Source organism: Pseudomonas tumuqii, from assembly GCF_013184545.1.
In the GTDB taxonomy this organism is placed as follows: domain Bacteria; phylum Pseudomonadota; class Gammaproteobacteria; order Pseudomonadales; family Pseudomonadaceae; genus Aquipseudomonas; species Aquipseudomonas tumuqii.
The window spans coordinates 409,385-431,612 of the sequence record NZ_JAAOJA010000002.1 but is presented as its reverse complement, the minus strand read 5'-3'; the positions used below and the strand labels follow the sequence as shown (position 1 = coordinate 431,612).

Sequence of the window (22,228 nt, the reverse complement as noted above, 5' to 3'; positions counted from 1 at the left end):
TAATGATCGCGAATTGCTCGAAGTAATTGGTTGGAGCAGCGCGATCGGGGCATTTGTAGGATGTGGCGGGCCGCGTAGGGTTGAGCGCAGCGATACCCATCACAGATCACCGGCCGGCAGATCAGTGCGAAGCAGAACGTAAGGCAGCTCAGGAGGCGTTCGCTTCGGACCGTAGGGCGGCCCGGGCGGCGATCCGTTCGGAGCGCAGCGACAGCCCGCCAGCTATTGTGTCGTGCCGATCAACCCCGGTGCACTGCCTGCGGCGAGTGACACCCTACGGATCGCGGGTTGCTCGAGGTAATCGGTCGGCGCGTGGGACTTTGGAGGCGTTCGCAGCAGGCGAGAATTCTTCACAAGCTCTCAACGGTTACGCCGCCAACGCCAGAGCAACAAGCCATAAACCAGCAGGTTCAGTAGCAGCACGAACGCTGCCAGCCACAGCTGGATAGTGGGCGTGAGCCCCGCCGGATAGATGATTGGCAACAGGTAGTGTTCGATAAAACCAGTGCTGTAACCCGCTTGCCCCGCAGCGTGACGCAGGTCATTTTCCAAAGGCGTCAGTGGGCACAGCAGCTGCAATGCCTCGACCGTCACGGCCCAGAACACTGCGGGTAGATGCAGCCAGGCAAGCCAGCCCCAGCGCAACACCAGCAAACCACCGAGTAGCGCAAAGGCAATGAACAGCAGATGCAGCAGCAACACAGCATCCGCAGCCAGACGCAGGTGCATGGTTTTCCCTACCTTGAACGCATTGAACCTATGTCACGATAACCCCGACGCGACCATCGAGCGACAGCCCGGACTCATCACGATTAAACCAGCAGAAAAAAGATGACTAAGTAGCCGGTATGCGCAGATGGCAAAGCGTAGGGATCGCCGCCCGATAGGTCGTGCCACGCCAAAAGAACGGCAAAATGGGCTTAACCCGCGCAGGAATTAGCGAAAAGCCGAAATAAGCTTGCCGAGAAATTACGCCAGCTCTGGACGCTTAAAAACGTCACACCTGCCGGTTTTGGGCAGCTGGAGCTGAGTTTTTCAACGGCCCGCTAAAGGCTGTAGATAAACAGATGAGGATGAACAGACAACCCGAACGGGTTTAAAGATGGAGGCGACCCCACCAGCCACACCCCGGCACACAATGTCACCGCTGCGGCTGCTCCCTTCCAGGCCTGACCGGGTTCACGGTTAATCGTTGCGGAGGGACCGGCAGGGCCACCATAACGCTACCCGCCTTGCAGCGAGCGGGGCCATTGTACCGGCTTGTCTTGAACTTACAACTGCTTCAGCACATGAATGGATCGGGCCGCGTAGGTCTGTGATCAGGCGATTGGGTAGAAGGCCCCCGGGTTCAGATGGAAGCGCCGAGCAAGAGCCTGAATATTGGTGCTGCTCAGGGTGCGCTTGCCATTGAGCGTGCGCGACACGACAGTTTTGTCGCCGATTTCGGGTAGGTCGGCCCCGGTAAGCCCGTTCTGCTTCATGAGGAATCTCAGCAACTCCACGCCGGTGATGGCTTCGACCTTTTCGTTGAACTCGGCAAATTGCGGTGCGCTGTCCTCATAACGTTTGATCGAGGCGCACAGCATGTCCAGCAAGCGCTGGCTGGTCTGGCTGTCGTCTGCAGAGTCGGTGAGTTCGTCGAGCAGGGCCAATGCTTTGTCGTACTCCGCCTCGTTGCCGATCTCCTGGATAAGCGTACCGTCCACACGCTCCAGCGAGCGCTGGATTTCTTTCAACTGCTCAGCCAGTTCATGGATGGCACTCTGCTCGATGCGTACGGCTAATGCAGTACTCATGGCATGACTCCTGTGTTCTTCGGATTGCGATACCACTTGTTGGCCTTGTCATACTCGCTGTGGTTGAAAATGTGTTTCACGTAAACCCGCTGCTTGGCAAAGTCGATGGCCACTATCATGCGGATCTCATTGCCACCTATGTCGATCACCCACCAGCCGCTGCGGCGGGTGAAATTGTCCAACGAAGACAGCGCCGCCTTTAACTCAAGGGATGACTGTGCCGTCGAGTGGTCGAGCACCTTGTAGGTTTCCATGATGCTCGACGCCTTGAGCGGGTACAGCAGACAGGCATCCACAAAAGCCCTTTTCTTGAAAACGTGCATGAACATCCTTGTTGATGTTTTAGCAACCTTAATTGCAGGGTTGCTATTTTGTCAACCTCAGACTGACCATTGCAATAACCGTCCTGCCTGCCTGCAGTTATTGCAGCCTTGACCCTTGTGTGGGCTGGCGTTCGGTTGCGATGGGTATCGCTACGCTCATCCTACGCGGCCCGACGGATCGCCGCCCGCACCATCCTACGGTTTGGTCTGCGCCGGCTTTTGTAGGATGAGCGCAGCGATACCCATCGGCAGCACGGAATTTCCGTCGTGGCGGCGAGTCACAATGGGGCTCGAGCACCCAAAATCTGCGCTGAGACAATGTCAGCAGCACAAAATCGCAGTACTCTGCGCGAGGCATTTCCAGCGCCACCCTCTCATTCCAAGGAGCAACAACAATGGCCATGACCAAAGACCAACTGATCAGCGATATCGCCGAAGCCATCGACACGCCGAAGGCCACCGTCCGCGCAGCGCTTGAACATCTCAGCGAAATCGTCAGCGATGCCCTGGAGAACGGCAGCGAAATCACCCTGCCCGGCATCGGCAAGTTGAAAATCAGCGATCGCCCGGCCCGCACCGGACGCAACCCGCAAACCGGCAAGGCAATCGAAATCGCAGCGAAGAAAGTAGTCAAATACGTCCCGGCCAAAGCCCTGACCGACGCGATCAACTGATCGCCGCCCCGTAGGATGGGTTAGCGGCGCGGAACACTAGGCTCAACCCCGCGCGCCGCGTAACCCATCAACGACGCCGATAGGTATCGCTACGCTCAACGCCACTCGCCTCTATTCTTGAAGAAACCGGGTTAGGTATCGGGGGGAATTAATTGCCGCCGATCCGGCGAAACCGCCGGACTTGCTTAATCAGTAGGGTGGGCTTCAGCCCACCGATATACCGATATACAGGGTACATGGTGGGCTGAAGCCCACCCTACTGCACCATCGGCTCATCCGGCGGGACGGCGGCTGCCGAGGTGGGGTTGCCACCCATCTGGCGAACCCGCCGGATCTGCTGAACCCGGTTGAGGTTGTCCCAGGCCATGTCGTAATGCGCGGGGGATTGTTCGATCGCGCTGCGAAAGAACTGCTCGGCGACATCCAGCTTGCCTTCCACCAGGCAGACGTAACCAACATCATTACTGGCCTGGGCACGATCGCTGATCTGCTCGAATGCGGAGAGCGCTTCCTCGTAACGCTCCATGCGTGCCAGCAACAGCCCATAATTGCGCCAGAGCGGCTTGTAGCTGGCGTCATATCCGATGCCACGCTGGTAGGTGCGCTCAGCTTCTGGCCATTGACCGGCCATGTAGTAGGAATAGCCCAGACTGTTCTGCACCAGCACCGAGCGCGGTTCGATCAGCATGGCCAAACGGTAATAGGCCTCGGACAACGGGAAGTCGTTATTCAAGTCGGCGAGTACGCCAAGGGCATTGTAGACCTTCAGCGGTGACTTGCTGTCGACCTTGAGGCCGTCCACCCCGAGTGCAGCCACCTCCGGCAGATCATCGCCCTGGTCGTTACCCAGGCGCTGCTGGTCCAGCGCTACCGCCTTGAACAGCAGCTTCTGCGCGGCCGTGTGGTCACGCTGGGCCAGGTGCAGCATGCCCATCTCCGCCAGGGCGTCGGGGTTCTCCGGTTGGTTCGTCAGCACATCGCCGAAGGCCATCGCCGCGAGTTGGGTGTTGCCGCGGTCGCGGTGGATGCGCCCGATCCAGACCATGGCCTCGTAGCGTTCCGGCTCCAGTTCGATGGCGCGCAGATACTGATACAGCGACTGATCCAGGTCGCCGGCCTGGTAGGCCATCGCAGCCATCTGCATGGCCTGGTCGGACGAACTGGCCTGTTTGCGTACCTTGTGCAACAGCGAATTGTCGCCGCTATAAACCGAGCGAGTTTCGAGCACCGGCTCCGGGCCCATGGTCTGACATCCTGACAACACGGCCGTCATGGCCAACAGCAGACTGATCCTTTTCATCTCATACCTTCCCGAAAACTTTGAATACCCCAATGATGGCGGGACCGATGGCCACCAGGAAAAAGCTCGGCCACAGGCACAAGATTAGTGGGAATATCAGCTTGGTACCGATTTTCGCCGCCATTTCTTCGGCGGCCTGGGTGCGCCGGTCGCGAAACTCCTCGGCATAGATGCGCAGGGTGTCGGCCACGCTGGTGCCGAAGCGGATGCTCTGTGCCAGCAGGCTGACCAGGCCGCGAATGTCTTCCAGCCCGGTGCGTTCGGCCAGATGCTTGAGCGCCTCGGTACTGGGGACGCCGGCACGGATCTCGGCATTGACCAAGGCCAGCTCCAGCGCCAGCTCCGGCTGACTGACCGCCATCTCGTCGGCCACCCGCTCGATCGCCTGGGGCAAGGCCAACCCCGACTCGACGCACACCACCATCAGGTCCAGGGCATCGGGGAAGGCCACCAGCAGCCGCCGCATACGCGCCTGCTTGCGTTTGTCGACATAGATGGCCGGTACCAACCAACCAGCAGCGGCTGCCGCAAGCACCAGCAGAATGCCCACGGCCAGCGACAACTTGGGGATCAGCGGCATTGCCAACAGGCTAAGGCCGACCAATACCAGCGGCGCCAGCAGGCGCACCGCCCAATATATCTGCACCGCCGCCGGCGAGCGATAACCAGCATGGGTCAGCAGGGTGCGCGTGGCAGACTCCTGCCCCTCCTCGCCGGTATTGAAACGCTGCCCGACCTGCTCGAGCATCAGTTGCAGATTGCTCGGTGGCTCCTGGCCAACCACCACGCCGCCATGCCCGCGCTTGATCAGGGTCAGGCGCCGCTGCACCGGGTCACGCAAGCCCAGCGCCAGCATTGCCAGGGTGACCACGGCCAGTACCGCACTCAGACCAATGGCGCCGACGAATAACAACCGCGCCAGCTCCTCGTTACCCACCACGCGATTGAGCAAACTCAGCAGATAGTCCATGACATATACCTCCCCTGCCTGTGCTTAAACCTGGATGCGGATGATTTTACGAATCCAGAAAATTCCCAGCAGCATGGCGACAAAGGCCGCCATCACCATCTTCTGCCCGATAGGCTCCTTGAGCAGCAGGGGCAAATAGGTAGGGCTTGAGAGCACGATGCTCGCCGCTAACACGAAGGGTACAGCGACCAATATCCAGCCCGACATGCGCCCCTCGGCCGACAAGGTCTTGACCTTGCGCTGAAAGCGAAAGCGCCCACGAATCAAGCTGCTCAAGCGCTCCAGCACCTCGGTCAGGTTGCCGCCGGTGTCGCGGTGGATCAGCACCGAGGTCACCAGCATCATCACCGTCATGCTCGGCATGCGCTCCAGCAAACCGAGCATGGCCCGGCGCACGTCATTGCCGTAGTTGATATCGGCGAAGGTCAGGCCGAACTCGTGGGCCACCGGCCCCTTGTGTTCCTCGGCCACCAGTTGCAGGGTCTCGTTGAACGGATGGCCGGCACGCAGGGCCCGGCACATCGCATCGAGCGCATCCGGCAAATCTTCCTCAAATTGGGCGAAGCGTTTGCCGCGGTCGCGGGCGACCTTGAGCACCGGCAGCCAGCACACCGCCAGGGCCAGCGGCAGCGCCAGCCACCAGACCTGGGTGAATAGCCACAACGCGATACCCGTCACTACGCCGAGAATCAGACCGAGCAGCAGCACCCGATAGGCGCGGTAGTCATGCCCGGCCTGTTCGATCATCTGCGCCAGGGCCTCCATCGCCGGCAATTGCTCGAGCCAGGCCTCCAGCGGCGACAGACGCCTGAGGTACTTCTGCCGCAGCACCGTCTGCATATTCGGCAGGTTGCTGGCCCGCTCCAGTACCTGCAGACGCCCGCGGATGCGCTTGCGCACCTTACCCGCCTCGCCGAATACCGGCACCACCAGGCCCTGGCTGAGCAGGAACACCGCAGTGAATACCATGCCAAGAAACGCCAGGATAAATTCGCCAGGAATCTGATTCATGACTGCCCCTCCATCCACTCCGGCCGGAACATCTCCAGCGGCAGTTCGATGCCCCGCTTACTCATCACATCGCGGAAAGCCGGCACCATGCCGGTCGGCCGGTAGTCGCCGAGCACTTCGCCGTGCTCGCCCATGCCGCGGCGAACGAAGGCGAATATCTCGGTCATGGTGATGATTTCACCCTCCATACCATTGATCTCCTGCACGCTGATCAGACGGCGCTTGCCATCCTCCTGGCGCTCGAGCTGGATCACCACATCGATGGCCGAAGCGATCTGCTGACGCATGGCCTTGATCGGGAAGGTCGCGCCGGTCATCGATACCATGTTCTCAATCCGGCCCAGGGCATCGCGCGCGGTATTGGCGTGGATGGTGGTCAGCGAGCCGTCATGGCCGGTATTCATCGCGGTGAGCATGTCCAGCGCCTCGGCGCCACGCACCTCGCCGATGACGATGCGATCCGGGCGCATGCGCAGGCTGTTGCGCACCAGCTCACGCTGGCCGACCTCACCACGGCCCTCGATGTTCGACGGCCGGGTTTCCAGGCGCACCACATGCGGTTGCTGCAGTTGCAGCTCGGCCGAGTCCTCGATGGTGACAATGCGCTCGTTATGCGGAATGAAGCTGGACAGCACATTGAGCATGGTGGTCTTGCCGCTGCCGGTACCGCCGGAGATCAATACATTCAACCGCCCGCGGACGATGGCCTTGAGCATCAGGGCGATGGCCGGGGTCAGGGTGCCCATCTGCACCAGGCTCTCGGTGTTGAGCAAATCCACGGCGAAGCGGCGGATCGACACGCTCGGCCCGTCGATGGCCAGCGGCGGGATGATTGCATTGACCCGTGAGCCATCCTTGAGGCGTGCATCGACCAGCGGTGAGGACTCGTCTATGCGCCGGCCCAGGCTGGAAACGATACGGTCGATGATGTTCAACAGGTGCTGATTGTCACGAAAACGCACATCGGTTTGCTGCAGCTTGCCGAAGCGCTCGACGTATACCGAGTCATGGCCGTTGACCAGGATGTCGGACACGCTGTGGTCGGCCAGCAACGGCTCCAACGGCCCCAAACCGAGCACCTCGTCGGTGATCTGCTTGATGATCAACTGACGGCTGGTGGCGCTCACCGGCGCATTATGATCATCCAGCAGGCGCAGGCAGATCTCACGAATCTGCCGCACCGCATCGACCTGTTCCAGCGAGTCGAGCAGGGACAGATCCATGACCTTGAGCAACTGCTGGTAGATCTTCTCCCGCCACTCGGTCTCCACCGGGCTGAGATGGCTCTTGGTTTCATAGAGTTCAGACGGGGTGACGTGCTCCCAGGCCATCATTACCTTGTCAGGCTCGCCCTGCTTCTTGCTCTCGACGGGTGGCGTTGCAACAGCCTTGATTGGCTGCTGACGCAAGCGATTACGAAATTCACTGAGCATGGCTCACTCCCCCGAAAAAACGGTTGAAGGTGCGCTTGAACACACCCTGTTCGACACCTGCCTGCTTGCCGAGCAGCTCCCTGCTCAGCTCTTGCAGCGCCAGGGTGATAGGCGCGCGCGGTGCGTGCAGGTCCAGCGGCACGCCGGTGTTCTGGCTCTGGCTGACCAGCGCGAAGTCGTTGGGCAACTTTTGCAGTTCGCTACAGCGCAAGGCCGTGGCGATATCGCGCAGGGTGATGGGGTTGGCCTTGTCGTAGCGGTTGACCACCACCTGCAAACTCTCACCGCGCACGCCCAGCTCATCGCGCAGGATACGCGCCAGACGACTGGCATCCTTGAGGTGGCTGAGGCTTTGCTGTACCACGATATAGACCCGATCGGCCTGCTCCAGGGTGATGCCAGTGAGGTGATCGATCTGCCGCGGCAGGTCCACCACCACCCAGTCGTAGGTGCTGCGCGCCAGTTGCAGCAGGGCCTCGAGATGTTCGATATGCACGTCCTGCGGCAGGCACAGTTCGTTTTCGCGACCACCGAGTACGTGCAGATTCGGACTGAAATGACTGCAGAAGCCGCGCAGCGCCACACCGTCCATCTCGCCGATCTGCTGCAGCACCTCGACATGACTGTGGTTAGGCTGTACATCCAGGTAATGGGCGACGCTGCCGAATTGCAGGTCGAGGTCCAGCAGCAGGACGCTGCCGCCCTTGGCACTGAGTTGATGGGCCAGGTTGCAGGCCAGCAAGGTCGCACCGGAACCGCCCTTGGCGTTCATCACCGCCACCAGTTTGCCGGTCGAGCCACTGCTGGAACGTGTCTCCGTGACCATGCGGCCCAGGGCCGCCAGCAACTCCTCAGCGGCCACCGGCTCCGGCAGAAAATCGCGGGCGCCGGCCTGCATCGCCAGGCGTATACCCTCCCGTTCTTCCAGCGGGCCGCAGACCAGCAATGGCGGGCGATCCTGGATCGGGTGTTGCAACAGCGCGGCCAACTCCTCGCGCCACAGATGGCTGACCCGTAGCAAGAGGAAATCCGGTTTGTGCTCCAGCCCATAGAGCGGGTCGGTATGCCCGTTGCTGACCAGGCGGGTATTCACCTGCATACCAGGAGCACGCCGGCAGATGCCATTTAGGTGCTGCAGCGCATCCGCATCGCGACTGCTGATCAGCAGGTGAAAACCCTGCTTGCCGGGAGAGAGGGATGGCACGGGGGCTTCTTTGAGCTTTAACATGGCGTGATCTCCGGAAATACGCCCGCCTCGGCATGCCTGCCGAGACTTTCGCGGGGAATGGTCGACCTGAATGTCGGCAGGGTGAACTCCCCGCCAAACCCAGGAATCAGTAACTCGAAGGGGAAACCTTCCACCCGCAGCTGCACATAGCGGATGGCTCGGAAGCCAGTGGCGCTGACGAGGTCGTCAGGATTGGCCACAGTAGCTCCGGCCTCGTTCAGGTAGACCAAGTTCAGGTCGGCCGTTTCCAGCCCACCGATCAGGTCGCTCGCACCGCTGTCCGTGGCCGCCTTGAAAATCGCCCGGCGCAGTATTTTTTCCACTTCTACCGGATCGCTGGGATCGCACACCGCCGCCAGCCGCGCGCCACGCCGTACCACCTCGTCCAGGGTATTGACCGTGAAATACAAACGCCCCATCTCCACCACACCGAACAGCAGGGTGAACAACAGCAGGCCGATAATGGCGAACTCCACCACATAAACCCCACGCATGCGCTGCCTGTTCATCACAACCCCCTCATCACGGTGGTGGCCACCAGCGGGATATTCAGCGGGATGGCGTCGCCGATCAGCGCCGGCAGGCCTGTGCCGATTACCGGGCGAAACGTGAAGTTAATGCTCACCTGCACATGCTCGGCACCCACCGAGGTAACCTGGACATCCGCGGGTTTCAGCCCCGTGACCGCGGCACAACCCGCTGCTTCGACGTCGCAGCCGGGATCGTTTGGCAATCCGTAGACGGCGAGGTTCTTGGCCTCCGTCTGTAGGTTGCTGCTCAATACGACCTGCCCGAGGGTAGCGTTCCAGGCTTTCCCTGCGACAAAGCGCCCTGCATCGCGGCTGGCCTGCAGCAAGCTGTTGTACTGGTACAGCATGCGCCCTAACTCGGCGATGCCCAGGAGCAGCAAGAGCAATAACGGCAGCGCGATGGCGAACTCGACCATGGCGACGCCCTGCTGCGCCTGGCCCGGTTTGAATGAATGACTGTGCATGGAACACCTCCCCAGTAACTGGGCTTACCACGTAACCGGATGCAATCCGGAATCGTGGTTGCACGAGGCTTGCGCCTCCCCCGGATTGCATCCGGGCTACCTTGTTGAGACCCCGTGGCCCGGATGCAATCCGGGAATAGCGTTGTACGAGGCTCCTGCCTCTCCCGGATTTCATCCGGACCACATCGCTCAATCTCCCCCGGCGCAACGGCCTAGGAATCGGGGCTCGGTGTCGAAACGTCGCTAAAGTAGGTCTTGTACAACTGGATGATCTGCGGACCGGCATCGTCGGCCGGCGTTGGCCCGGCGTAACCACTTCCTTCGCACTCCTGCATGAACTGGCCGAAGACCTCTTTCTCACCGCTTTGCTCGACCTTCTGCAGTAAATAGAAGCAGCCGAACCCCAGCACTGGCACCGAGGTCGCCCCCCCTCCCGCCACTTCGGCACAATTGCCGATCACAACATTGAGGACGCGGCGCTCGGCGACACCTGAGCAGGAGCCATCACTTGCGGCGCAGCCTAGATAGGCATCCTTCCAATCGTTCACATCTTCTAACGCGTTACCACCGGCCGACAGATCACCATCGGTGGAAACGACCTCGGCCCCATTCTGTTTAGGCACGCCACCGTCCATTGCGACCAGTGGCTCGCTGTAATTGGTATACCAGTCCGGTGGGCATTCCGCGGGATTGACGGGACCGTTATATATCCCCAAGCGGGTATTCAAGCCCTGGGCCACCGGCCCCCAGGTGATGCCTGGTTCGGTATCCACCGATCCCGTGTCTTCGAGGCATTGCTCGGTTCCGGCGCAGAACGCCTGGCGGATATCCGCGCCGCCGGTACTATCGCCGAGCCGTAGCAACTGACAATTACCCGCGCTTGGACTACCCGGTGTACCGCAGGTCAGCGTTTGCAAGTCGCCATACCTATACCCCCAGAAATTGCCATTCTCCGGGTCGTATTGCGCCGGATCGCCGCATACCACAATAGGATCGATCTTACAGGTCGAAGCCGTTGGACTCGGCCCCGCAGTAGCGATGGCTGCCACCGCCTTGTCAGGCAACTCGAGATTGCCGCCAAGCCACTCCGGCAGCGACTGGGCGGCGCCCCAGAAGAACCCGGCCAGCGGATAGTCCGGCACCGTCACCCGCACATAGCTTGCCTCTCCAAGTCCGGCGAAGGGGTAGGAGAAAGGTCCATACACGCTGCTCGACAGCTCCACTATGGCGAAGTCGCCGACGCCACCCGCAGCCGTGATGGCCGTCGCCAGCTCACCGTTGCCCGTGTCGGGGTCAGCGTTAAGCGTCAGCGTGGCCAGCGCCGCATCCCGCGTCAGCGTGGAGGCACTGCCGCTGTCCGCCACCAGTTGCAAGGTCTTGGCACCGCTTAGGGCCGCGGCATCCACGGCATTCTGCAGGCGCGTCTTGTTCAGCAACATATGACTGCCGTCCAGGGCCAAGGCGCCCATCAACAGTATGGAAGCCAGGGCAATCACGATCATCACCAGCACCGCCCCGCGCTGGCGCGCTGGCGTCGCGGTGAATGGCCGTTGCATATGGGGTTTCATGGGTGTAACCCTCAATTACCGATATTGATCTGGATCGGCTGGGCGACCTGGGCCGCATCGCCGGTGACGCCGCGGTAGCCGTCCATGACGTTTTCGGTCAGCGGGCCGTCGGTGCCGGTGGGCGATACATCCGTGCCCGGGTTGGCAGCCAGCTCCTTATCGGCGATCTGCTGGTAGTGGGTCTCGTACACGCTGTAACCCAGTTGCCCGACCCGCCCTTCGTCGTAGGTCATGCAACCGCTTGGCCCGAGCAACAGCAGCGTCAGAACGATCGTGCGTTTCATGATCGTGCGTTTCATGGTAGTCGCCTCCACTGGTTGATCCTGTGCGGCTCGCCAGGCGAGCCACCCTTGCAAATTTGACCCGGTCGGTCGTTGCCTTTGTAGGAGCCAGCTTGCTGGCGATCCTGCGATCCCGCGTTCCAGCCAATTCATTGTTAGTACGCCAGATCGCCAGCAAGCTGGCTCCTACACCGCACCTAATTCAGGTCGTGGCCAAAACTGCCCTCGCTAGTCCCTAGGCTGACCGGTACCGGGCGGCCCACTTCACGGCCCTTGGTCTTGCCGAGCAGGTAGAAGTCCACATCGCTCGGCTCGACGAATTTCTCGGTGGGCAGGCGTACGCTTCTGGCATCTATTGGCTTAGCCAGGTGCGGCGTCACCAGGATCACCAGCTCAGTTTCGCCGTTGACGAACTCCTGGCTGCGGAACAGATGGCCAAGCACCGGTATATCGCCCAAGCCGGGGAAGCGGCTGACGAAATCGCGGGTGTTCTCGCTGATCAAGCCGGCGATGGCGATGGTCTGGCCATTGCCCAACTCGACAGTGGACTGGGCGCTGCGTTTGGTCAGCGCAGGCACCAGCAAGGCAGTACCCACCACCTGGTCGCCGGTACTCACCACCAGGCTATTGGCCGCCACCAACTCGCTGACCGAGACATTCAGGTTGAGGTTGATCCGCCCCGAGTCGAGCACCACCGGCAGGAATTTCACCCCGACACCGAATTCCTTGAACTCGATGGTGATGCCATCCTCGTCTCTGACCGGGATGGGGAATTCGCCACCGGAGATGAACTCGGCCTGCTGCCCGGTCAGGGTGGTCAGGGTCGGCTCTGCCAGCACCTTGGCCGTACCGTTGTCCTTGGCCGCCTCCAGCACCAGGTTGAACAAGAAGTTGTCCGAGATAAACTGACCCAGGAAGCCCTTGCCGCTGCCAATCAGGCTGGTCGGTTCCAGGATAATCCTCCCGGCGTTATCAGGATCAGGAACAAATCCTATCGGGATCCCATTTGCCCCAAGTCCACCATTGAAGCCCCCCGTGGACCAGCGGCTGGAAGAGCCGAAGTCCAGGGCGTTGAAGCGCACATCGATGCTCTTGACCAGACTGCGCTGCATCTCCGCCACCTTGACCTCGAGCATCACCTGCTGGCTGCCGCCGACTGTGAGCAGGTTGATCACCTCCAGCGACTGGGTCGGCGCCGCTACCGCGGCCTCGCCCTCACCCTGCACGATGCTGGCGCTTTGTGCGCTATAGGTCTTGGCCAGTTTTACTGCACTATCCATAGCCGCTGCACTGCTCACCTGGCCGCGCAGCACCAGGGCGCCCTGGGCGCTATAAACCGAGATTTCTTCGTTGGGTAGCAGTTCATGCAGCTTGCTCTTCAGCCCGCCGAGGTCATGCACCACTTCCAAGTCGAGACTGTCTATCAGACGGTTGCTACTGTCCCAGAGCAGCACATTGGTGCTGCCCAGAGCACGCCCGAGTAAATACAACTGGGTCGGGCTAGTGACCAGGATGTCTGCAATTTCCGGGTTACCCACTGAGACCTTCTTCACCGGCGCGCGGGTAGTCAGTACCCGCGACTTATAGATCGGCACCTGAATGTTGGTGACGTTGGCCGCCGGCATGGTACTGACCGCCGGTTCGGCAGCCTGCAGCACGGCGCTCGACAGCAGCCCTGCGCCCCCGCCGGTGAAGAAGAGAACGTACAACGTGAATGCCCCGACTCTCCGGATGATATCCATGCCCTACTCCTTGCGTGGTTTTGCGCTTTACCTGCTTATCAGGAGCACCGGACTTGCCGATGCAATTACCGTTGCCTCAACCTCATCCCTGCTTAAAGCTGAACCTTTGCCGCCTGCACATCGATGCCGCGAATAATGGTGATGCCACCGCCGCCGCCACCGCCACCGCTGCGGCGGACCACTCGCTTGGGTGCTTGTGGTACAGGCACTGGCGCTACCATGGCCACCGCTTCCACTGGCGGCAGAGGTTTCTTCTGGTTATCCAGCGGGTTGCGCAGAGCCAGTTGCAGCTTGCCTTCGCTCTGTGCCTTGACCAGGATCTCGGTCTCTTCCGGGGTCATTTCCAGGGTCACCGCACGCACCACCACCGGCTGGGTCTTGTCGGTACTGGCAGTCTGGTCCACCGCCAGTACCCGCAGATCCTCGAGAATGGTTTCTGCCTCGGCATCGTTACCGCTGCCGCCAGTCTTCTTGGTCGCCAACACATCGACCCGGTTGCCCGGCAGCAGGAAGCCACCGACGCCGACCACATCGTCCACTCGCACCGAGATGGCGCGTTTGTCCTTGTCGATCAGCGAGGCCAGGGTGCTGCCGCCGAGGTGCTCGGCCAGGCGCGCGCCACGCACGATGTCACCACGCAGCATGGTGAAGGTGGCGATCTTGCCCACCACCTTGTCGGTGGCATCGAAGGCATCGTCCGGCACGGTGCCCTTGGGCATGCGCACCAGGGTCACGTGCTGGGCCTCGACCATCTGGCCGAAGGCGATCTCCAGCGTGGCCACCACCACATTTTTCATGTTGTCGTCAGGGGCGGCGTTGAGCCGTGCACTCAGCCAGGTATTGGCCATAAAGGCCGCGCCCAAGCCGAGAATGAGTGAAAGACCGATCAACAAAAGCGTGCGAGATTTCATGACGGTGTCTCCTTGATTCGACTGGCGTCGTACGATTGTCAACTGCGCTCGAGGCTGACGAAGTAGTTGCGCCAAGCCCAGGTCAGCGTCTGCGGGGCGAGGCCTTGCGCGTCATCCACGCCCTGGTAGCGCTGGCGGTCCAGGGCCATACCGAGCAGATCGCGCGGGTGGCAGGGCAGTAACGGCCGAGCCTCCAGGCGATGTAGCTGTTCGATGGCATAGATCACCAGTTCTGGGTCGTAAGGGATGCCGAGTTTTGCGCACTCCTGCTGCCAGATGCGTTGGTACTCATCGGGCTGCAGGTGGTCGAAATGCAGCTTGTAGCCAATGCGGCGGAGGAAGGCCTCGTCGGCCAGCTCCAGCGGGTTGAGGTTGGTGGAGAACACCAGGATCAGGTCGAAGGGGATCTCGCAGTGGCGGCCACCGCCCAGGTTGAGGTAGTCCTTCTTTTCTTCCATCGGCACGATCCAGCGGTTGAACAGATCCACCGGCGCTACCCGCTGCCGACCGAGGTCGTCGATGATGAAGATGCCGTTGCTGGCCTTGAGCTGCAGCGGCGCTTGGTACAGGCGGCTGTATGGGTCGAAGCGGATATCCAGCATATCCAGGGTCAGCTCGCCGCCGGTGATGATGATCGGCCGCTGGCACTGCAGCAGACGGCGGTCGATACCCTGGTCAATACGCAGGCTGCGCTGCTTGACCTCGATGGGCAGCGGTTTGTGCACCTGAGGGTCGAAGATTTCTACCACCGCCTCGCCGATAGCGATGGCGCGGGGTATCCAGACGGCCTGTTGAAAAAGGCGGATCAGGCGTTGGCTGATATAAGTCTTGCCGGTACCGGCCGGCCCGTAAATCATGATCGCCCGCCCCGAGTTCATCGCCGGGCCGAGCTGATCGAGCAATTCTTCATTCAGCACCACGCCAGCGAAAGCCTCGCGCATGGCCTGGGCATTAATCTGGCTACCGTGCACCGTTTGTGCTGCCAGCAGTTGCCGATAACGCTCCACCGGGAAGGGCGCCGGGCCGATATAGCCGCTGCGTGCCAGGGCATCCTTGGCCGCGCTTCTGCCTCGCTCGGTGAGGCCATAGCGCAGGCCCTGCCCGCCGCTCTGGCCAAGTACCTCGATGCGGCCATCCTTGCGTTGATAGCCGAGCACTTCCTCCAGCACCGAGCCGGTCAGCGCCAGGCGCTCCACCAACTGCGGCATATCCAGTACGCCGGCGTCGTGCAAATGCTTGCAGATCAAGTCGCCAAGAAAGGTGTCTGCCAGGCCTGTCTCGGCCACGCTGCGCGGTTGCGGTGCCAAGCCTTGAATCGGATCGAGGTCTTGCTGGTCACTGCCTATAGGGCTCAACGCATGCATGGCTAGACTCCCGCACTGGTAAACATGAAATAGCCGCTGGCCAGGGTGCCCAGCAGTATCGCTACCGAATAAGGAAAGGGCTTGCCGGCCACTTCATCCGCCGCAGGCGCCAAATAGGCCCGCTCTCTCAACATCAGCCAGTAACGCCCCAGGGTTTGCTGCACCTGACCGCGTGCCAGCACCAGCAGCAAGCCGCACAGGCCACCGGCAATCAGGCTGAAAAAAGCTGTCCATAAGGCAAAATGCGGGGTCAGAAAACTGCCAACCATGGCCATCAGCTTGACGTCGCCGGCGGCCATGCCGCCCAAGGCGTAGAGGGGCAGGAAAACCCCGAAGCCGATCAACATACCCAGCGCGCCATCGCCCAAACCACTGATCCCGCCGGAATAAGCCTGACCGGCCAGCCCCAGGACGAGGCCCAGCACGACCAGGAAGTTGGGAATGCGGTGGCGGCGAAGATCGCTCGCCACCGCAACACCAAGCAGCCCTAGTAGCAAAATGACGGGGAACATCTGCTCCATGGACATCGCTGCATCACCTTCTTATTAGCAGGGAGCAATGGCTAGTGGGACGCCCCTGATTGCCGATTCCAGGGAAGTTATCGCGCCGCACACGGTACCACCCAACGTTGTAAACGCGAAAACAGCGCCCAGCGTTACCAGCCCACCCGCCACCGCGTACTCCACGATGGTCAGGCCGTCTTCGTCTTTAACGAACTTCATCACCGAAGTCTTGATTGCTTGAATAAGCATGTCGTTCACCTCACTCGAGTTTTCATTACTGCGAAGGACTGCGAAGGCGTCGCGGTGTTCTCCCTGTATGAACTCCCTGTAGGTGCTTCGCCTGCTTCAACCCTAGTTGCCGGCCAACAGATGGGTTAGGAGGTTTTTGCACATCACTGGTAGTTTTTTGCAGGCGCCAGATTTGGCGGCCCGCCTGCCGGGCTCGTGGATTAGAATCCGCAACCTGTGTAGGGGTCGGGCCGCACAGGTGGGGCCACGCAATTCGACCCTCCTAGTCCACATACGGATGCAGTCCGGCGGCTCTCTCGCGATTGTCCCGGATTGCATCCGGGCTACGAGAATGAGCTCGCCCCCCTGTGGGAGTAGACCGTCCGCGAAAGTATCCGGCAGGCGCCGTCGATTGCCGTGGATAAACACACTGACGCGGCCATCTTGATCGCTCCTACGCTCCGCGCGGCTGAGCCTGTCGGAAGACGGGGCCGGGAATTCGCCAAATGTGTGCGGTTATTGGCCGCCGTCTGCAGTTCGAAAGCCAACTGCCCGAAGACACCCTGGACGGCCTGGCAAGTACCTGGCAAACATCGGCGAATGTAGTTGAATGGACACAAAAACAGAGCCGCCCAAAGACGGCTAAAAAGGAGTCCACAATGGACTTTTGAATAAAACAGTACTCTCTCTGAACCGGCCACTCCCCCGGACTTGAAGGAGGCAGTGAAACATTCCCGAGTGTGTCGTTCTATTGCGCCGCTCGATCTATTTCGCTTTGTACAAGCTCCTGAAGCGGCTCTGCTCCGAGCTTCGTGAGGGGCTTCCCATTGACGAATAACGTGGGCGTCCTACGTACCCCAATAGTTTTCACATCGGCCATGTCCTTGCTTAGCACCGCGTCAACTTCAGGCGACCTACTCGCCTGACGGGCTTTCTCCACATTCAAACCCGCAGCGCCGGCAGCTTCCCAAGCCTTCTGGGCTTTCGGGTCAGCATGCCATTCTGCTTGAGCCTCTAGAATCGCCTCCAGCACCGGCTCGAAAAGTCCCTGCCCATGCGCAGCTTCAAGAATTCTTGCCGTTTCGTCAGAAGCCTTGTGGAACAGCACATAGCGGATTACCAAACGTACATCCCCCAAGTGTTTCGCCATGATCTGCTTGACGATTGGGTGCAAGGCGCGGCATGCCCCACAGGACGGGTCGAAGAACTCGACAATGGTCACTGGAGCATTCGCGGGGCCAATGACTGGCGAGTGAGCACGAACAAGTGCATTGGGGTCCGGTGGAGGAAGAACACTTTCCCCCTCCGCAGAAAATTGCTGATAGACAATTGCAGCAGCAAAGCCAAATGCAGTGATGATGCTGATGCCGAGCACAACGATGCGTCTTCTCATGGGCGGGTCTCCGGCGAATCAAGAAAAGAATAGCGATGATTAGAGTGAATGCGCTCAGCGAGAGCAGAGGCAGTGGAATACCACCGAGAATGGTCATGTCGGCGCTGGAACAGGATGGCCCTGCCCCGCAGGGTTCGATGCTTTGCGGAATCACTCCCGCGTAAAGAAAACTATGCCGGAGGGCAATGAGCCAACCCGAAACGGCAAGAGGCAGTGCATAGCGCCAGACACCAAAATCCGAAAGGTAGCAAGCCACCGCCAGCACCACTGCTAGCGGAAACATGAATACGCGTTGAAACCAGCAGAGGACACAAGGCGCTTGACCCATCACCTCACCGATAAACAGCGCGCCAAGCGTTGAGAGAAGCGCGATAGCCCACGCCAGAAGCAACAGTCCCCATAGGCCGTGTGCCCGAGAAGCAATACTGATTTCATTCACGGAGTATTTTCCATCCACTGCAATTCGATTTACTCAGGCCCTATCAGGCATTCATGGTGATGCAGGGGAACTGCTTCAAAGGTCACCGGCAAGCTTAGCTCATCCGGGGTTTGGCTAACGGCACACCACTGGATTCGGGTTTTTGATACAAGGCGGCGCTGCCGTTCGTCTGGATGTACTGTTCCAGCCCTCGTCGCGGGCGAGGTGTTCACATACTGCAACAAGCCGAAATGCTGCTCACATGCGCCATGTATCTACCCGTGAATCAAACTGAACACTCGTCGTGACCCATGTTTCTTCCGAAAAAATAAGCGCTTGGAACATAGGCCAGCGGTCTCACAAGCGTTACCGAACTGGAGCAGTTAAAACACTTCGCTCTAACATTTATGAAGATTTGATCTTTGCGCCGATGGCGTTCTAATTCTAAGTGTTAACTGCACGATGCACTTGATGCTGCGTGTAACACATAAGAAATTTCTGCTAACGAACTGCTTCATGGCGCATATGAATACACATGCTCTCACCGCTCCGCGGCTGCTGTGGTTCGACCTGACGCACGATCAATCGGCTCCGGACTGCACGGTTGCGTTCACCAGCGCGTGCCAAATCAATTTGGTGCGCGACCTGAGTGTTGCAGGGATGAACGCACACCAGCGCCCGGACATGATCTGTATGCATTACGATCGCCCGGACACCCTGAGTCTCAACCTGCTGATCGAGGTCAAGCGTGCGGCGCCCTCTATCCCGATCACCATGCTGACCATGCACCATTCGGAGGAGCTGGCGGTCTGGGCTTTCCGCTCTGGCGTCTGGGATTATCTGGTGTTACCGCTGGTACAAGCAGAGCGCAATCGCTACCTCAAGGCGCTGCGAGAGCTTTGCAGCCTGCGCCGCGACAGCGAAATACCAAAACAGAAAAAACTACTGACACGCATCAACGACTTGCCGGAAAGCGTACGGCTCACCGCCGATCACCAGAAGCAACGCCCCCTGCAAGATGCCATCCTGTACATCGATCTGCACTTCAAGGAACACATCGAACAAAAGGAACTGGCCAAGCGCTGCGGCATGACGCCTTTTCGCTTTAGCCGACTGTTCAAACAGACTTATGGGGTAGGTTTTCTCGAATTCGTCCAGCGCAAACGCATGGAAAAAGCCGGGGAGCTACTGAATAACAGCGAGATGCCGATCACCAGCATCGCCTACGCCGTAGGGTTCCTGGATCCCTCCTATTTCGCGCGAACCTTCAAACTGCATTTCGGCTGCAGCCCCAGTGATTACCGTCATAAAGAACCAAGCCCTGAGCAGGTCTGCCTTGAACTTCCGATCATCGAGCAGCCCTCTCACCGGGAAATTGAGTTGATCTGCTGAGCCGCCCCAAGACCTGCGACCTCGTAGGGTGGATGACGCTTCACCCATCCACCAGCTGCGATGGTGGATGAAAAAGGCGTCATCCACCCTACACAATCCCTGGAGGCAATCCGGGAAGATCGCCGCAAAGCCCCCCGGAGTCCATATACGGGCTACGGGAACTGGGTAGCGCGGAGCGCAGCGGCAACCACTCCGAAGCGAACAGTCCGCCAGTATGTCAGGCCCTCACACCGCCACGCCGTAATCCGCCATCAGCGCGACGAACTGCGCTTCGTCCAGCACCCGCACGCCCAGCTCGCTGGCCTTGGCCAGCTTCGAGCCGGCGCCCGGCCCGGCGACTACGCAGGTGGTCTTGGCCGATACCGAACCGGCCACCTTGGCGCCCAGGCTTTCCAGTTTGTCCTTGGCTATATCGCGGCTCATGACTTCCAGGCTGCCGGTCAGCACCCAGGTCTGACCGGCCAGGGGCAAGCCTTCGACGGCTTTCTTCTCACTCTGCCAATGCATGCCGAACTCGCGCAACTGCGCCTCGATGGCACGGGCATGTTCGACATTGACGGGATTGGCGAAGAACTCGCGCAGCGCCTGCTTGCCCTTCTCGTTAAGGCCCTTCATCACGCTCAGTTCCAGCCAGTCCTGGCTGAGCTCGATCACCCGTTCGAGACTGCCGGCCTCGTCCGCCAGATTCTTCGCCCCGGTGACGGCGATACCGGCGATATTCAGTTTGTCGAGCAAGCCCGCCAGCGTCGCGCAGCCCGCGAACTCCGGATGCACCTCGCCCTCCTCCTGCAGCTCGATGCCGCGCTCGAGCAACTGGTCGATTACCTTGCGGTTGTGCGCGTCGCGGAAAAAGCTGTGAATTTCATAGGCGACTTCCAGACCGACATCCGGCAGGTAGGTCAGCACTTCCGGCAGCGCCTGCTCGATGCGCCGCAGCGAAGCCAGCGCGCGGGCCAGCACCTTGGCGGTTTCCTCGCCGACATCGGGGATGCCGAGGGCATAGATGAAACGCGCCAGGCTCGGTTTGCGGCTGGCGGCGATGGCTGCCAGGAGGTTGTTGCTCGACAGCTCGGCAAACCCGTCCAGGCCGACGATCTGCTCGAACTTGAGGGTGTAGAGGTCGGCCGGCGAGCTGACCAGGCCTTCGTCGACCAGTTGCTCGACGCTCTTCTCGCCCAGCCCTTCGATATCCATGGCGCGACGCGAGACGAAATGGATGATTGCCTGCTTGAGCTGGGCCGCGCAGGCCAGTCGGCCGACGCAGCGGTAGATCGAGCCGGCGCTGAACGACTCCTTGCCCTTGCTGCGCTTGACCAGCTGGGTGCGTTCAACGTGGGAGCCGCATACCGGGCAGCGCTCGGGGATCTGCACCGCTCGCGCATCGGCCGGGCGCCGCTCGGCCACCACCTGCACGACCTGCGGAATCACGTCGCCGGCGCGGCGGATGATCACCGTATCGCCGATCATCAGCCCCAGCCGCGCCACTTCGTCCATGTTGTGCAGGGTCGCATTGGATACCGTGACGCCCGCCACCTTGACCGGCTTCAAGCGCGCCACCGGGGTGACGGCGCCGGTACGACCGACCTGGAACTCGACATCCAGCAACTCGGTCAGCTCCTCCATCGCCGGGAACTTGTGGGCGATGGCCCAACGCGGCTCACGCGCACGAAAGCCGAGTTCGCGCTGATAGGCCAGGTTATTGACCTTGAACACCACGCCGTCGATTTCATAAGGCAACGCGTCGCGCTTCTCGCCGATGGCGCGGTAATAGGCCAGACACGCCTGCACGCCCTTGGCCAGTTTCAGCTCGTTGCTGATCGGCAGGCCCCAGCCCTTGAGCGCTTCGAGGATGCCGATATGGGTGTCCGGCAACTCGCCCTGGACCTGGCCGATGCCATAGCTGCATAACTGCAAGGGACGACTGGCGGTGATCTTCGGGTCGAGCTGGCGCAGGCTGCCGGCCGCGGCGTTGCGCGGGTTGGCGAAGGGTTTGCCACCATTTTCCAGTTGCCGGGTATTCAACGCCTCGAAACCGGCCCGGGAGATGAACACTTCGCCGCGCACTTCCAGCACCGACGGCCAGCCGCTGCCCTGCAGCTTGAGCGGAATATTGCGGATGGTCCGTACATTGACGCTGATGTCCTCGCCGGTACTGCCGTCGCCACGGGTGGCGCCGCGCACCAGCAGGCCATCGCGATACAGCAGGCTGACGGCCAGGCCGTCGAGCTTGGGCTCACAGCTGTATTCCACCTCGGCGCCGCCGCCGAACAGGTCGCCGGACGGCAGGTCCAGGCCCTCGCGGACGCGGCGGTCGAAGTCGAGCAGATCGGCCTCCTCGAAAGCGTTGCCGAGGCTGAGCATCGGCACTTCATGCCTGACCTCGCCAAAGGCGCTCAAGGCACTACCGCCGACACGCTGGGTCGGCGAATCCGCCGTTACCAGTTGCGGATACTCGGTCTCCAGCGCCTTGAGTTCGTTGAACAGACGGTCGTACTCGGCGTCTGGCACGCTCGGCTCGTCGAGTACGTAATAGCGGTAGTTGTGTGCATCGAGCTCGCTGCGCAACTGGGCGATGCGTTCGGCGGCGATTTGGGTGACGGACATAATTCACAAGCCGTAGCTGCAGGCGTGAAGCTGGAGGCGGCTGCCGGGTATTTCCGGCCCTGGCGTCCAGTTCAACCTTTGGTTGATATTCAGGC

Annotated in this window: 21 protein-coding genes, 1 other RNA gene and 1 pseudogene; 2 read left to right on the top strand and 21 right to left on the bottom strand. The window is 60.6% G+C overall.

Annotated features, from left to right (window positions below):
* Positions 1-360: 360 nt before the first annotated feature.
* The 4 genes from G9C89_RS05865 to G9C89_RS05850 all read right to left on the bottom strand — a co-directional run bounded on the left by G9C89_RS05865 (position 361) and on the right by G9C89_RS05850 (position 2,119).
* The gene (locus G9C89_RS05865; protein ID WP_172146029.1) at positions 361-729 is read right to left on the bottom strand and encodes a DUF2784 domain-containing protein; all 369 of its coding nucleotides are present in this window, start codon (positions 727-729) and stop codon (positions 361-363) included.
* Between the two features lie 383 nt (positions 730-1,112).
* An RNA gene (gene ffs, locus G9C89_RS05860) (signal recognition particle sRNA small type) lies at positions 1,113-1,209 on the bottom strand.
* Positions 1,210-1,319: 110 nt separating this feature from the next.
* Entirely contained in the window at positions 1,320-1,796 is a 477-nt protein-coding gene (locus G9C89_RS05855) for a helix-turn-helix domain-containing protein (protein WP_172146027.1), read from the bottom strand.
* The gene (locus G9C89_RS05850) at positions 1,793-2,119 is read right to left on the bottom strand and encodes a type II toxin-antitoxin system HigB family toxin (protein WP_172146025.1); all 327 of its coding nucleotides are present in this window, start codon (positions 2,117-2,119) and stop codon (positions 1,793-1,795) included. Before G9C89_RS05850 ends, G9C89_RS05855 begins: the two co-directional genes overlap by 4 nt.
* Positions 2,120-2,514: 395 nt before the next feature.
* Here G9C89_RS05850 and G9C89_RS05845 point away from each other — a divergent pair, with 395 nt between their 5' ends.
* Positions 2,515-2,793 carry an HU family DNA-binding protein gene (locus G9C89_RS05845; RefSeq protein WP_172146023.1) on the top strand — a complete coding sequence of 93 codons (279 nt, stop codon included), beginning with the start codon at positions 2,515-2,517 and terminating at the stop codon, positions 2,791-2,793.
* Positions 2,794-3,049: 256 nt separating this feature from the next.
* Here G9C89_RS05845 and G9C89_RS05840 read toward each other — a convergent pair whose 3' ends face one another.
* The 16 genes and pseudogenes from G9C89_RS05840 to G9C89_RS05765 form a co-directional block, all read right to left on the bottom strand.
* On the bottom strand, positions 3,050-4,093 hold the full coding sequence (locus tag G9C89_RS05840) for a tetratricopeptide repeat protein (RefSeq protein ID WP_172146020.1): 1,044 nt from the start codon (positions 4,091-4,093) through the stop codon (positions 3,050-3,052).
* Position 4,094: 1 nt separating this feature from the next.
* Complete coding sequence (locus G9C89_RS05835) at positions 4,095-5,063, bottom strand: type II secretion system F family protein (RefSeq protein WP_172146018.1); 969 nt, start codon at positions 5,061-5,063, stop codon at positions 4,095-4,097.
* 24 nt (positions 5,064-5,087) lie between these two features.
* Complete coding sequence (locus G9C89_RS05830; RefSeq protein ID WP_172146016.1) at positions 5,088-6,074, bottom strand: type II secretion system F family protein; 987 nt, start codon at positions 6,072-6,074, stop codon at positions 5,088-5,090.
* Complete coding sequence (locus G9C89_RS05825; RefSeq protein WP_172146014.1) at positions 6,071-7,507, bottom strand: CpaF family protein; 1,437 nt, start codon at positions 7,505-7,507, stop codon at positions 6,071-6,073. The genes G9C89_RS05830 and G9C89_RS05825 overlap by 4 nt, the downstream gene beginning before the upstream one ends.
* Positions 7,497-8,735, bottom strand: coding sequence for an AAA family ATPase (locus G9C89_RS05820; protein WP_172146012.1), 1,239 nt, complete (start codon positions 8,733-8,735; stop codon positions 7,497-7,499). The genes G9C89_RS05825 and G9C89_RS05820 overlap by 11 nt, the downstream gene beginning before the upstream one ends.
* The gene (locus G9C89_RS05815) at positions 8,729-9,244 is read right to left on the bottom strand and encodes a TadE/TadG family type IV pilus assembly protein (protein WP_172146010.1); all 516 of its coding nucleotides are present in this window, start codon (positions 9,242-9,244) and stop codon (positions 8,729-8,731) included. The genes G9C89_RS05820 and G9C89_RS05815 overlap by 7 nt, the downstream gene beginning before the upstream one ends.
* Positions 9,244-9,729, bottom strand: a complete 486-nt coding sequence (locus G9C89_RS05810) for a TadE family protein (RefSeq protein ID WP_172146008.1) — start codon at positions 9,727-9,729, stop codon at positions 9,244-9,246. The genes G9C89_RS05815 and G9C89_RS05810 overlap by 1 nt, the downstream gene beginning before the upstream one ends.
* A 212-nt stretch (positions 9,730-9,941) precedes the next feature.
* Complete coding sequence (locus G9C89_RS05805) at positions 9,942-11,297, bottom strand: TadE/TadG family type IV pilus assembly protein (RefSeq protein WP_172146006.1); 1,356 nt, start codon at positions 11,295-11,297, stop codon at positions 9,942-9,944.
* Positions 11,298-11,308: 11 nt separating this feature from the next.
* The gene (locus G9C89_RS05800; RefSeq protein WP_256674115.1) at positions 11,309-11,596 is read right to left on the bottom strand and encodes a hypothetical protein; all 288 of its coding nucleotides are present in this window, start codon (positions 11,594-11,596) and stop codon (positions 11,309-11,311) included.
* A 179-nt stretch (positions 11,597-11,775) separates the two neighbouring features.
* Complete coding sequence (locus G9C89_RS05795; RefSeq protein WP_172146004.1) at positions 11,776-13,320, bottom strand: type II and III secretion system protein family protein; 1,545 nt, start codon at positions 13,318-13,320, stop codon at positions 11,776-11,778.
* A gap of 92 nt (positions 13,321-13,412) precedes the next feature.
* The gene (gene cpaB, locus G9C89_RS05790; protein WP_172146002.1) at positions 13,413-14,231 is read right to left on the bottom strand and encodes a Flp pilus assembly protein CpaB; all 819 of its coding nucleotides are present in this window, start codon (positions 14,229-14,231) and stop codon (positions 13,413-13,415) included.
* Between the two features lie 38 nt (positions 14,232-14,269).
* Positions 14,270-15,595 (bottom strand): AAA family ATPase, encoded by a 1,326-nt coding sequence (locus G9C89_RS05785; RefSeq protein ID WP_172146000.1) that lies wholly within the window; start codon positions 15,593-15,595, stop codon positions 14,270-14,272.
* A 2-nt stretch (positions 15,596-15,597) separates the two neighbouring features.
* The gene (locus G9C89_RS05780; RefSeq protein ID WP_172145998.1) at positions 15,598-16,122 is read right to left on the bottom strand and encodes an A24 family peptidase; all 525 of its coding nucleotides are present in this window, start codon (positions 16,120-16,122) and stop codon (positions 15,598-15,600) included.
* 18 nt (positions 16,123-16,140) lie between these two features.
* On the bottom strand, positions 16,141-16,347 hold the full coding sequence (locus G9C89_RS05775; RefSeq protein ID WP_172145994.1) for a Flp family type IVb pilin: 207 nt from the start codon (positions 16,345-16,347) through the stop codon (positions 16,141-16,143).
* Between the two features lie 727 nt (positions 16,348-17,074).
* The gene (locus tag G9C89_RS05770) at positions 17,075-17,719 is read right to left on the bottom strand and encodes a DsbA family protein (RefSeq protein ID WP_172145991.1); all 645 of its coding nucleotides are present in this window, start codon (positions 17,717-17,719) and stop codon (positions 17,075-17,077) included.
* A gap of 7 nt (positions 17,720-17,726) precedes the next feature.
* Positions 17,727-18,143: pseudogene (locus G9C89_RS05765) on the bottom strand (disulfide bond formation protein B); the annotation flags it as partial.
* A 510-nt stretch (positions 18,144-18,653) separates the two neighbouring features.
* On the opposite strand from G9C89_RS05765, the gene G9C89_RS05760 reads away from it, so the two are divergent.
* A complete protein-coding gene (locus G9C89_RS05760; protein ID WP_172145988.1) occupies positions 18,654-19,529 on the top strand; it encodes a response regulator transcription factor in 876 nt (291 codons plus the stop codon).
* 225 nt (positions 19,530-19,754) lie between these two features.
* On the opposite strand, the gene ligA is transcribed toward G9C89_RS05760, so the two are convergent.
* Entirely contained in the window at positions 19,755-22,133 is a 2,379-nt protein-coding gene (ligA, locus tag G9C89_RS05755; RefSeq protein WP_172145985.1) for an NAD-dependent DNA ligase LigA, read from the bottom strand.
* Positions 22,134-22,228 lie beyond the last annotated feature (95 nt).